Genomic DNA, 11,896 nt, shown 5'->3' with positions numbered 1-11,896 from the left:
GTAGAAGTGCCGGCTTGACGGGCGTCAAGCCGGTTGGTTGTCGCTGTTTTCGTCGTGAATAATAATCAGGAGACTGGCATGGCACATCTGAATCAACAACTGCGTCACTTGTTATCTGCACTGATCGCCGCCTGCGGCTTGCTGGCCGCGCTGCCGGCTGCTGCCGGGCAGTGGGATTTCGGCCTGTACGCGAGCCTGTGGGGTACACGTGAATACCAGGTCTGGCTACCGAGCAATTACAATCCGAACACGCCGCTGCCCGTCGTGTTGATGCTGCACGGCTGCGGTTCCGAGCCCAACAGCATGGCCGCCGTCAGCCGCTACAACCAGCTGGCCGACAGCGAAAACTTTATTGTTGTCTATCCGCGCCAGAACGCCACGGCCAACCCCATGCGCTGCTGGAATTTCATGTTGCCGCTGAACCAGGAGCGGGGCACGGGTGAACCGGCCGTGCTGATGGGCATCTTGAACAAGGTCAAGAATAAATATGCGGTGCAGGATAGCCGCGTGTATGTGACGGGTATCTCGGCCGGCGGCGCCATGGCTTCCATCATGGCCGCCTGTTATTCCGACGTGTTCGCCGCCGTGATGGTGCATTCGGGCGGCATGTACAAGGGCGCCATCGGCATGCTCACGGCCGCCGACTCGCTGTTCAACGGCAGCTCGTTCGACCCGAAAGTACGGGGCAAGGATGCCTGGCGCTGCTCCGGTTCGCCGCGCCGCCTGATGCCGACAATGGTGTTCCATGGCACCTCGGACATCGTCGTCAATCCCGTCAACGGCGAGCAAACCATCGAGCAATTCCTGCAGACCAGCGATTATGGCGACGATGGCCTCGACAATGACAGCGTGCGCTACCGTGCCGACAGCATCGTGCGCCAGACGGTGCCGTACGGTCGCAGCTATTCCATCGACACGTATCTGCACAACGGCGCCGTCATCGCGCAAAAGTACACGGTGGAAGGCATGAACCACGCGTGGAGCGGCGGTCCTCCCGGCTGGCCGTTCAGCGATGAACTGGGTCCGGACGCCACCGTGATCAGCTGGAATTTCTTCAAGAATTACCAGCGCTGATGGGTTGAGAAACTTGCAGCTTGTACAATGGGGCGCAGCGATTGCGTCCCATTTCATGCCTGTGAAAGATCCCATGCCTGCTTGCCGCCTCCTGTCCTGTCTTGCCCTTGCGTTGCTGTCCGCTTGCGCCAGCGTCGGCCCGCCCGCGCCATCGGCCGCCTATGCGCAAGCGTTCGAGCGTGCCGCCCAGCAAGACAGCATGCGCAGCGAATGCGACTGGAACGTGCGCTATGCGCCCGTCGCAGCAAAGGACGCCAGCGTGGCGCAACTGCAGGCCATCGCCACGGCGCGCCTGGCGGCCCTGCAGCTGGCGCCCGCCTGGACCTTGTCCATGCCCGGCAGCGAGGCGCACGCCTTTACGGCGTCGGAAGAAGACCGCGCCGGACTGCAATTGTTGCTCAGTATCGTCTTGCCGGCCATGGAACGCTACCCGGCCGGCGTCTTCGCGCGCACGGGCTTGCGCCACGTCGTGCTGGTCAAGGATTTGAGCGTGGATGGCCAGCGCCGCCTGGCCATGCCGGCGCCGGAAATCGACAGCGTCGTCTATGCCGACAACCTGCTGGCCGCCCTGTGTCCATCCGGCATGGAGCTGCGCGTGCACCACGAGTATTACCACTTCATCGAATACCGCCTGTTCAACGATTTCTATTACCGCGATCCGGCCTGGCTGGCCTTGAACCCGCCCGGCACGGCTTATGGCCAGGGCGGCGCCACGGCCTACGGCAAGGGCTTCCAGAACCTGGGCCACCCGCAGCCAGGCCTCGTCAGCCTGTACGCGGCCTACGGCCCCGAGGAAGACAAGGCGGAAGTGTTCGGCTGGATGATGACGCCGGCGTATGCGCCGCGGCTGGAGCAGTGGAGCCTGGCGGATGCCGCGCTGGCGGCCAAGCGGCAAGTCTTGCGGCAAATGCTGGACAGCAAGACAACTTCTGACTAAGGATCAAGCCGGTTTTGCCGGCTTGCGCAGCGCTCCTCCCTGTATTTTCCGGTAACTATATAATCTGCGCTTGGGCGATACCCGCCCTGGACTCAGATTGAAGGAATGCCATGCCAGGTTATTTCGTGCGCCCCTTGGCGCTGTGTGTAGTGTCGGCCATGTGCCTCCCTGCCAGTGCCGCCGAGGCGGTGGCGGTGGATGCGCAGCAGCGCGCGTCCTTGCTGGAATTTTATGCGCAGCAATATCCGGGCGAGCCGGCTGCACGCACCGTGTTCGAGAGCGTGCCCGTGGTCGGCGGCCGTGGCAGCGAAGTGGTGGGCAGCGTGGAAACGTCGCCGTATCGTGGACATGGCGCGCTGTGCCGTACGCAGCGCACCAAGTTCGTGCTGCACGGCGAGGGCAAGCAGGCGCGCTGGCAAGAGGCGGGCATGGAGTATTACGCCTGGCTCGACCGTGGCACCTGCCGCGCGGTGGCCGAGCCCGTGCGCATGCTGCAGCGCGTTCCCGATGTCGAGCTGGAAGGCGTGTTGCTGTACCAGAAGCCGCTGCTGGAGCGGGCGCGATTATTGATGGCGGGTAACACGGCCTGTGCCCCGTTGCGGGCGTTGAAGTTTGCGCTGGCGGCCGTCGACGTGGGCGCCGCCGCACCGCGTGCCGAAGAGCGCTATGCGCTGGTATTCAAGAGCGACCGCGACAGCTACGCCCGCGTCTGGCTGCGCAAGAGCGGGGCCCAGTATGACGCGTGGAATGTGACTTGCCCGCCAGTGCTGTAGACTGCTCGCCCTTTGCCCGATTTCACTTTTTGACTGTTGCAACCATGAACGAAAACTCCACTTCTGCCCGCAGCTGGGGCACCATCGTCACGCATAGCGACGAGATGGCCATCATCTACCGCTATGTCGACGCCTTCCATGACGACTGGGACCTGTCGTCGCAGCCGGACCGCATCATCATCGCCTGGCGCTACGAGGACGAGACAGGCATGCCCGCACCGAACGAGCGCGAGCACATGGAAGAGCTGGAAGCGGCGCTGGCACCCGTGGTGGAAGAGGACGGCTTCGCCACCCTGGCCCTCGTATCGACGGGTGAAAACCTGCGCGAATGGATTTACTACACGCAGTCGGGCGAAGAATTCTTCAATCGCCTGAACACGGCGCTGGCGCCGCGTCCAAAGTTCCCGATTGAAATCCGCAGCGCGGCTGACCCCGCCTGGTCCACGTATGCGGGCTTCATGGCTGCGTTGCCGACGTAATCAGACCAACGCGGCCGTCACGATGCGCGTGGCGGCCGTGATGATGTCCTGATTCGTGTCCGCTTTTTTCTGTTCGCGCGTGTAGTACACGGCGATCACCAGCGGCGCGCCGCTGGCCGGGTAGGCCACGCCGATATCGTTGACGCTGCCATACGCGCCCGAGCCCGTCTTGTCGGCCACCTGCCAGCCGGCCGGTACGCCGGCGCGGATGCGTTTGTCGCCTGTCGTGTTACCGCGCATCCAGGCGTCCAGTTGCTGGCGCTGCGGCGCTGGCAAGCTATTTCCCAATAACAATTGCTGCAAGCTGTGCGCCATCGACGCGGGGCTGGCCGTGTCGCGCACTTCGCCGGGGATGGCGCTATTCAATTCCGTTTCCCAGCGTTCCAGCTGGAACACCGTATTGCCGATGCTGCGCGCATAGGCCGTCACGGCTTGCGGCCCGCCTAATAATGTCATCAAGAAATTGGCCGCGCTATTGTCGCTGTACTGCAAGGTGGCGGCGCACAGATCGGCCACGGTCATGCCGTCGGCCAGATGCTTCTCCGTGATGGGCGAATAGGTGACCAGGTCTTTTTTCTCGTAACGTACGTGCTGGTCCAGCAAGCCCGGCTGGCTGACGCTGCGGGCCAGCACGGCGGCCGCCAGCATCGCCTTGAAGGTGCTGGCCAGGGGAAATCGTTCGTCGGCGCGATAGGCAACGCGCAGGTCGCTGCCCTGGCGCCAGGCGGCAACGCCGAGGCGTCCGCCTGCGGCTTTTTCCAGTGCGGCCAGTTGTGTCTGTGCTGCGGCGATGCTGGTGGCGGGCGCGGCAAACAGCAGCGGTGCCGGGCACAGCAGGGCGGCGCCGCCGGCCAGCAGGAGGTTGCGGCGGACGTGGTTCAGGGATTCAGTCATGGTTTGTAGGAGTGTTGGGAGTGGAAAGGGCGGCCAGCAGTTCGCCGATGGCGAGCAGGTTGGCCGGTTTGGTCAAATGGTGGTCGAAGCCGGCTGCGCTCGACTGGCTGCGGTCGTTTTCGGCGCCCCAGCCCGTCAATGCCACGAGCACGACGTTGGCGCCGGCCGGTATCCGGCGCAGCGTGCGCGCCACTTCATAGCCGCTCATGCCGGGCAGGCCGATATCGAGGAATATAACGTCTGGCAGGAATTGCGGCACCAAGGCCAGGGCTTGCGCGCCATCGTGGGCCACTTGCGCGGCATGGCCCATCATGTCGAGCACGGCGGCGAGGGTATCGGCCGCATCGACATTGTCGTCGACCACCAGCACCCGGAAGTGCGGGCCGCCGGTGGTGTTGGCAGGCGCAGCCAGTACGGCAGGCGCCTTCGCTTCCTCCTCCAGCAGTGGCAGGCGCACGCTGAAGGTGCTGCCCAGGCCGGCGCCTGGACTGGCCGCCGTGGCGCTGCCGCCATGCAGCTCGGCCAGGCGCCGCACCAGCGACAGGCCGATGCCCAGGCCGCCCTGAGCCCTGCCCATGTTCTGCCCCACCTGCGTAAACATGTCGAAGACGGTAGCCAGCGATTCGGCGGGAATGCCCACGCCGCTATCTTTGACTTCAATCAATGCCTCGTTGCCGTCGCGTAAGGCGCGCAAGCTGATATGGCCGCCGGCGGGCGTGTACTTGGCGGCATTGTTGAGCAAATTGCCCAGCACTTGCGCCAGGCGCGTGGGGTCGGCCTCAAGCGGCAGCGCCTCTTCAGCAAGTTGCACCTGCAACTGGTGGCGGCCCGCTTCTATCAGCGGCATGCTCGTTTCCACGGCGCCCGCGATGATGGTTTTCAAGTCCGCGCGTTCCAGCTTGAGTTCGATCTGGCCCCGCGTGATGCGGGCCACATCCAGCAAATCATTGACCAGATGCACCATCTGATTGACTTGCCGCTCCATCACGTCGCGCACGCGCGCCACGGTGGCGGGCTTGTCGGCGGCCAGGCGCATGATTTGCAAGCCGTTGCGGATGGGTGCCAGCGGGTTGCGCAGTTCGTGCGCCAGGGTGGCGAGGAATTCCGTCTTGCGCCGGTCCATTTCGGACAGGTTGTCGGCCAGCTGGCGCAATTGCTGCTCAGAACGCTTGCGCTCGCTGATGTCGCTGAACAATACCGTCAGCAAGCGGCTGCCGGGGCCGCCCAGGCGCGCGGCGAAGACTTCGAACCAGCGCTCCATGGCCACTGCTTCGTTTTCGTAGCGCACGGGTTCGCCGGTCTTGACGACCTGGTCGTACATGTCGAACCAGTGCTGGTCGTGGTCGGGCACGAAGCTGCGGATGGTCTTGCCGATGGCATTGTCCAGTCCCGATTGCTTGACGAAGGCGGGGTTGCCTTCCAGATAGCGGAAATCGACAGGGCGGCCTTGCTCGTCGTACAGCATTTCGATGACGCAAAAGGCCTGGTCCATCAGCTCGATCAGGGTGCGGTAGCGTTCCTCGCTGCGGCGCAGCGCATCTTCCACCTGTTTCTGGCGCGTAATGTCGAGCAGGACGCCTGGCAATTGCAGAGGTGTGCCATCGGGCGCGTATTCGGCACGGCCCCGCGCGATGACCGAGCGGTATTGGCCGTCGCCGTCGCCGACGCGGTAACTGGCCTCGAACGGCGTGTGTGCGTGCAATGCCTGGGTAATCTGCGCGCTGACTTGCTCGCGGTCATCGGGATGGATGAGGTCCAGGTAGCGCGCCAGCGGCGCCGCCGTGGCAGCATCGGCATTGACGGGGAACAAGCGCGCCATATTGCTGTCGGCCGTGACCCGGTCGGCAACGATATCCCAGTTCCAGGTGGCCACTTCGCCGGCCGCCAGGGTCAGGCGCAGGGTTTCCTCGTTTTGCTTGCTGGTCGTCAGGTCGAGCGAGATGCCGGACAGGGCGATCACGTTGCCGGCGCCATCGCTGGCGCAGGTGCCGCGCATGTGCGCCCAGTGCAGCGCGCCATCGGGCCAGCGCACGCGGATGTCGATTTCGAAATCGCTGGCGCTGGCGATGGCGGCATGCACCACCGTCTGCCAGTGCTGCAGGTCGCCGTCGAGCATGGCGCCCGTCAGTTGCGCGTAATCGATGTGGCTGTCCGGCGGCAAGCCCAGATTGGCCTTGAAGGCATCGGAGCCGGTCATGCTGCCGCTGCCCAGGTCGATCTCCCACGTGCCCATGCGGCCGCCCTGCATGGCCAGGCGCAGCCGCTGCTCCGTCTGCCGTTGCTGCGTCACGTCGCAATGCGAGCCCAGCCATTCAACGATGCTGCCGTCAGGCGCCAGCACAGGCAGCATGCGCACGAGCATGTTGCGGTAAGTGCCGCTGACGTGGCGCAGCCGGTATTCCGCTTCGAACACGCTGGTCAGGTGCGATGGCATGACGTAAGGCAAGTTGCGGTCGTCCGGATGCAGGGCATTGACCCAGCCGCGGCCCAGCAGTTCAGCCTCGCTCTGGCCCGTGAAGGCGCGCCAGGATGGCTGGTCGGCATCGAACTGGCCGAAGGTTTTCGTGCTCCAGACGATGTCGCAATGGGCGCTCAGCAGTAAATGCGCCGCCTGGGCGGCGACGGTGGAGGACGGGGCGGCGTTGCTGGGCTGGCTGGGTTCTGGCATGGAGGTTATGGACGATGGTGCAGGGAACTCGCCGCACCGGAATGGGGCGGCCTGGCAACTCAATTCTGGCGATATTACAACTATTTATACGCTCTGGGCTGTCTTGCAGGACGCCGTTTCCACTTTCTCAGGGTTGGCGAAAAAATCTCGCCAAGTGGCAAGTGATCGGGGGAAATAGCAAGGAAATAGCAAGACAAGGGCACTATTGTGGCTGAATAACCACTAGTCAGCGCATTATGTTGATGAATGAATATTTTACATAACAATATTCTTGCAGCGTATAAGGCGCTTGAATTAAATTGGCGCCTTACTCAAAAGTTGGTGTTCATCAGACATCCCAGAGATGCGGCCAGACCGCTGTCGGCGTGGACGACAGCCAGGGCAGAGCCAGTGACGCCATGGGCGGAGAAACATCCGCTCGCGCTGCTGCACCGTGATGGTGCAGACGATCATCCAGCGCCGTACATAACCCGGAGACAGGTTTCGCAATTCTTTTTTAAACTTCTGGGAAACAACATGATCAAGATGTCCAAGATGCACAAGCGTTTGTGCGCCAAAAGCGCTGCTATGCTGGCACTGTCCGCTGCCTTGCCTATCGGCTCGGCTTATGCTGATGAAGTCGCTGCTGATACGACCCCTGCCGCCAGCCAGCTGGAAACCGTGAACGTGACGGCGCAGCGCCGCAAGGAAAATATCCGCGACGTGCCCGTCTCCGTGTCGCTGCTGCGCGACGAGAAGCTCGACGTGCTGGTGTCCAGCGGACAAGACATTCGCGTGCTGGCCGGCAAAGTACCGAGCCTGAACGTGGAATCGTCGAATGGCCGCACCTTCCCCCGCTTCTACATCCGTGGCTACGGCAATACCGACTTCAACATTTTTGCATCGCAACCTGTTTCCCTGATTTACGACGATGTCGTGCAAGAAAATCCGATCCTCAAGGGCTATCCGATTTTCGACGTGGCTGGCGTGGAAGTGTTGCGCGGCCCGCAAGGCACCTTGTTCGGCCGCAATACGCCCGCCGGCGTGGTCAAGTTCGAATCCGTCAAGCCGAACCTGGACAAGGTTGAAGGCTATTACAACGTTTCCGCCGCCACGCATAACACGACCAACTTCGACGGCGCCGTCAACGTGCCGCTGAGCAAAGAATGGGCGCTGCGCTTCTCGACCCTGCGCCAGCACCGCGACGATTACGTCGACAACACCTTTACGGGCCAGAAAAACGCGCTGGACGGCTACAACGAACACGCCGAGCGCGTGCAACTGATGTACGCACCGAATACCACCTTCAATGCCCTGTTCAATGTGCACCAGCGCAACACCACGGGCAGCGCGCGCGTCTTCTACGCCAACATGATCAAGCAGGGCACGAACGATATCGTCGACGGTTTCGACCCGAACAAGTCGTTCACGAATGCGCCGAACTTCCAGCGCCTGCGCACCAACGGCGCCAGCGCCCGCCTGAGCTGGGACCTGGACGGTATTAAACTGTACTCGATCACGGGCTTTGAACAGGTCGGCAATTACGTGTCGCATGGCGATATCGACGGCGGCACGCCGACGGGCCCAGGCTTCATTCCTTTCCAGGTTGAAACGGCTGGCGGCATCACCAGCGTGAAACAATACTCGCAAGAATTCCGCGCCGAATCGAAGAATGCTGGTCCCCTCAACTGGCAGGCAGGCGTGTACTACTTCAACGAAGATGCCAACGGTTTCACCGACAACTTCAATACCGACACGCATGTGCTGACCACGCACCTGGCCAGCCGCCAGAAGAACTCGGCCTGGGCAACGTTTGGTTCCGTCAACTACGCCGTCAGCGATGACTTCATGCTGCGCGCCGGCTTGCGCTACACCAAGGACAAGAAGGATTTCAACACGGTGGAAGCGACCAACATCGTGCAGGTCAACCCGACCAGCGCCGATGTCAGCAAAGCCAAGGTCAACTGGGACTTGAGCGGTACCTATAAATACAACAAGGACGTGAACTTCTACGGCCGTGTCGCTACCGGTTTCCGCGCGCCAAGTATCGCCCCGGCCAGCACCAGCGTGCCTGTCACCGTGGCCGATGCTGAAACGATCACCTCGTTCGAAGCGGGCATCAAGGCCGACCTGTTCGAGCGCCGCGCCCGCGTTGCCTTCAGCCTGTATAACTACCAGGTGAAGAACCAGCAATTGACGGTCGTTGGCGGCACCTCGAACGTGACGCGCCTGATCAATGCAGCCAAGACGAATGGCCGTGGCGCCGAGCTGGAACTGGAAGGTTTTGTCACGCCTAGCCTGAAGATGTCCCTGGGCGGCAGCTACAACTTCACGGAAATCAAGGACCCGAGCCTGTCGATCGCCACCTGCGCTCAAACGCGTTGCACCGTGACCGATTCGCTGACCACCGGCAACCGTGCCATCATCGACGGCAATCCATTGCCGCAAGCGCCGAAGTGGACGATCACCGCCACGGGCCGTTATTCGATCCCGATGGAAAACGGCGAATTCTTCGTCTTCACGGACTGGGCATACCGCAGCAAGATCAACTTCTTCCTGTATGAAGCAACCGAGTTCACCGGCAAGCCGATGGTCGAAGGCGGCTTGCGCGTAGGCTACACCTGGGATGCCGGCAAGTATGAAGTGGCCGCTTTTGGCCGCAACATCACCGACACCCAGCGTATCACGGGCGCCATCGACTTCAACAACCGCACGGGCTTCATCAATGAGCCACGTCAGTTTGGGGTGCAATTCAAAGGCAACTTCTAATTGCCAGACTTCAGGTGCCGGCCATGTGCTGGCGCCTGCATTGCTACCCGCCCGGTTCGCCGCGGCGGGTTTTTTTATGCCCGCTCGGGAAGTTGTGCCAGCCGCTGTGCCCAGGCGGGAATGGCTTGCCGCCAGAAATCTTCCACCTTGTCGGCGCGCACGTCGAGTCCCAGGAAGCGGGCCGCAGGCTGCAGCGCCGACGCCAGAAGGTCGGCAGCATTGCTTGCCGTATCGAAGGCGAGGGCGCCCGTCTGCTTGGACAGTTTTTCGCCGCTGTCGTTCGTGACGACTCGCACGTGCAGGAAGCTGGGATGCGGCAAGCCCAGCACGTCCTGCAGATACAGTTGGCGTGGCGTGGAATCGAGCAAGTCCGCGCCGCGCACCACCTGCGTGATGCCCTGCGCGCCATCGTCGACCACCACGGCCAGCTGGTACGCCCAGTAGCCATCGCCGCGCAGCACGATGAAGTCGCCCACTTCACTGGCCAGATCCTGCCGCTGCGGACCCGCCCAGCGGTCGGCAAACGCGTACACCGCATCGACCCCCTGCGGTACCCGTAGCCGCAAGGCCCGCGCCGCCTTGCCCGGAGCCAGTCCATGACGGCAGGTGCCCGGATACACGGCGGCCCCACCCTTGGGTCCGCCCGCCTGCAGCACCGAATCCTGGATCTCCTTGCGCGAACAGCCGCACGCATACACGAGGCCATCATCCTGCAACTGCTTCAGCGCCGCCTCGTACAGCGGCAAGCGCTTGCTCTGCCACGTCGCCTCGCCATCCCAGTACATGCCGCAGCGCTGCAGGCTGGCCAGGATGCCGAGATCGGCGCCCTCGACATTGCGGTCATAGTCCAGATCCTCGATGCGCAGCAGCCACGTGCCCCGATGCACCTTGGCGTCGAGGTAACTGGCCATGGCGGCAACGAGCGAGCCCATGTGCAGAGGGCCGGAGGGGGAGGGGGCGAAGCGGCCGATGTAGGGGGAGGTGGCGAGAGAACTGTTCATGCGTGCTGGCAAAGCGACGACAGCGCTTGTCTGCGCTGGGAAGTTGACTGGAGTGGAGCAAGTGCCAAGTATCGGGGAGGGAATCCGACGTGTCAAATGGGGACCGCTCACCGGCGTCGGCAATCGGCCCCGTTCGCGTTTGCCATACGGTAGCGGTTGTTCCACGGTCGCGCTCTCCGCAAGTGGGAAAGCTTCATGCTGGCATCAGGCGCGATCGTGGGTGTTGATGCGTAACAATGAATTTTAGAAATGGTACTCCGCGCGTATCATCGGCGTCTTTGCCGTCTGGCCCACATTGCCCGTGGTGGCGGGCGAGTTGCCGAACTTGTTCTTCCAGTACTGGTATTCGAGGCCCACGCGGAAGGTGTTCTTGGCGCTGCCCAAGGCCGCGCCCACGTCGTACATCACTTGCATGTCGATATTCGTTTCCACCGCCGTGTCGCGACCCACTTCATCCTTGCCTTTCGAGTCGATGAGGTTGAAGAAGCCTTCGAACGAGAACAGCGGCGACAGGGGGATGGCCCAGGCGCCCGTCAGCATGGCGTGCGTTTTATACGTGTAGCGCCCCGTCACCTGCGAGATGGGCGGGAAGGCGCCGCTGGGGGCGTTGCTTTCGCGCAGCAACAGCAGGCTGGTATTGAAGAAGCCGGGCACGTCCCACATCAGGGTGGGGCCAGCCACCAGCATGCGCTTGCGCGAGTTGTAGCCGACGTCATTTTTCGTGTTGACGTCGAAGCCCAGGGTGACGCCGACGCCGCGCACGGGGCCGAACTTGATGTCGCTGCCGCGCACCTTGCCGATGTCGATGGTGTTGCGGTAGACCAGGTACGCCTCCTGTGCGCCGGACGTTTTGCCCAGTGCGCCAGGGTCCTTGTTGTCGGAGATCAGGAAATCGAGGTTGACGAAATTGCTGCCGTATTTGTAGCCGCTGGCGTGCGTGATGGCAAAGATGTTTTTCTTGATGTCGTCCGGATTGAATGGCTCGCGGTAATCATTGCCGGCGCGCCAGCTCAGCGCGGTATCGCTCCATTCGGCAGCCTGGGCGGTCGCGCCCACGCCGAGGGTGGTGGTGAGGCAGAGCAACAGACACGGTATGGTTTTTGGCACTTTCGGCTCCTGATGGCGGTGTGGGAAAACGGGAACTGGGGATGGCTGGACGCGTAGTCTGCATGTAGCGCTGCAATGGGATAACGCGCGCCGTTCAATCCATGATGCGAGCATCGCCGCGCCGGGCGATATGTCTTGTGCGCATACTTACTATCAGTTCCTGCATATAATCATCGCACCTTCTCGTCCTTGCGGGGCAAGGCGGACGCTGCAAA

General features: G+C 62.5%; 9 protein-coding genes. 5 read left to right on the top strand and 4 right to left on the bottom strand.

Going from position 1 to position 11,896, the window contains the following annotated elements:
* Nucleotides 1–78 precede the first annotated feature (78 nt).
* The 4 genes from CSQ91_RS21035 (at nucleotide 79) to CSQ91_RS21020 (ending at nucleotide 3,263) form a co-directional block, all read left to right on the top strand.
* Nucleotides 79–1,074 (top strand): extracellular catalytic domain type 1 short-chain-length polyhydroxyalkanoate depolymerase, encoded by a 996-nt coding sequence (locus tag CSQ91_RS21035; protein ID WP_070281050.1) that lies wholly within the window; start codon nucleotides 79–81, stop codon nucleotides 1,072–1,074.
* Nucleotides 1,075–1,147: 73 nt separating this feature from the next.
* Nucleotides 1,148–2,011 (top strand): hypothetical protein, encoded by an 864-nt coding sequence (locus tag CSQ91_RS21030; protein ID WP_143451072.1) that lies wholly within the window; start codon nucleotides 1,148–1,150, stop codon nucleotides 2,009–2,011.
* A 110-nt stretch (nucleotides 2,012–2,121) separates the two neighbouring features.
* The gene (locus CSQ91_RS21025) at nucleotides 2,122–2,784 is read left to right on the top strand and encodes a hypothetical protein (RefSeq protein WP_099389505.1); all 663 of its coding nucleotides are present in this window, start codon (nucleotides 2,122–2,124) and stop codon (nucleotides 2,782–2,784) included.
* Between the two features lie 44 nt (nucleotides 2,785–2,828).
* Complete coding sequence (locus CSQ91_RS21020) at nucleotides 2,829–3,263, top strand: DUF695 domain-containing protein (protein ID WP_099389504.1); 435 nt, start codon at nucleotides 2,829–2,831, stop codon at nucleotides 3,261–3,263.
* On the opposite strand, the gene bla is transcribed toward CSQ91_RS21020, so the two are convergent.
* Nucleotides 3,264–4,157, bottom strand: coding sequence for a class A beta-lactamase (gene bla, locus CSQ91_RS21015; protein WP_070257246.1), 894 nt, complete (start codon nucleotides 4,155–4,157; stop codon nucleotides 3,264–3,266).
* A complete protein-coding gene (locus CSQ91_RS21010) occupies nucleotides 4,150–6,825 on the bottom strand; it encodes a hybrid sensor histidine kinase/response regulator (protein WP_099389503.1) in 2,676 nt (891 codons plus the stop codon). The genes bla and CSQ91_RS21010 overlap by 8 nt, the downstream gene beginning before the upstream one ends.
* Before the next feature lie 516 nt (nucleotides 6,826–7,341).
* Here CSQ91_RS21010 and CSQ91_RS21005 point away from each other — a divergent pair.
* Nucleotides 7,342–9,573: a TonB-dependent receptor gene (locus CSQ91_RS21005; protein ID WP_099389502.1), complete on the top strand. Its 2,232-nt coding sequence runs from the start codon at nucleotides 7,342–7,344 to the stop codon at nucleotides 9,571–9,573.
* Nucleotides 9,574–9,647: 74 nt separating this feature from the next.
* On the opposite strand, the gene gluQRS is transcribed toward CSQ91_RS21005, so the two are convergent.
* Entirely contained in the window at nucleotides 9,648–10,574 is a 927-nt protein-coding gene (gene gluQRS, locus CSQ91_RS21000) for a tRNA glutamyl-Q(34) synthetase GluQRS (protein WP_099389501.1), read from the bottom strand.
* 243 nt (nucleotides 10,575–10,817) lie between these two features.
* Nucleotides 10,818–11,630, bottom strand: a complete 813-nt coding sequence (locus CSQ91_RS20995) for an outer envelope protein (RefSeq protein WP_099389630.1) — start codon at nucleotides 11,628–11,630, stop codon at nucleotides 10,818–10,820.
* Nucleotides 11,631–11,896: the final 266 nt, after the last annotated feature.

Origin of the sequence: Janthinobacterium sp. BJB301 (assembly GCF_002735685.1) — a bacterium.
Classification (GTDB): domain Bacteria; phylum Pseudomonadota; class Gammaproteobacteria; order Burkholderiales; family Burkholderiaceae_D; genus Janthinobacterium; species Janthinobacterium lividum.
Note: the sequence above shows the minus strand (reverse complement) of the source record. Positions and strands in the feature narration are given on the sequence as shown.

Coding starts and splice junctions, on each gene's coding strand:
- CSQ91_RS21020 (WP_099389504.1), top strand. CDS start 2,829: ATGAACGAAAACTCCACTTCTGCCCGCAGCTGGGGCACCATCGTCACG.
- CSQ91_RS21030 (WP_143451072.1), top strand. CDS start 1,148: ATGCCTGCTTGCCGCCTCCTGTCCTGTCTTGCCCTTGCGTTGCTGTCC.
- gluQRS (WP_099389501.1), bottom strand. CDS start 10,574: ATGAACAGTTCTCTCGCCACCTCCCCCTACATCGGCCGCTTCGCCCCC.
- CSQ91_RS21010 (WP_099389503.1), bottom strand. CDS start 6,825: ATGCCAGAACCCAGCCAGCCCAGCAACGCCGCCCCGTCCTCCACCGTC.
- bla (WP_070257246.1), bottom strand. CDS start 4,157: ATGACTGAATCCCTGAACCACGTCCGCCGCAACCTCCTGCTGGCCGGC.
- CSQ91_RS21035 (WP_070281050.1), top strand. CDS start 79: ATGGCACATCTGAATCAACAACTGCGTCACTTGTTATCTGCACTGATC.
- CSQ91_RS21025 (WP_099389505.1), top strand. CDS start 2,122: ATGCCAGGTTATTTCGTGCGCCCCTTGGCGCTGTGTGTAGTGTCGGCC.
- CSQ91_RS21005 (WP_099389502.1), top strand. CDS start 7,342: ATGATCAAGATGTCCAAGATGCACAAGCGTTTGTGCGCCAAAAGCGCT.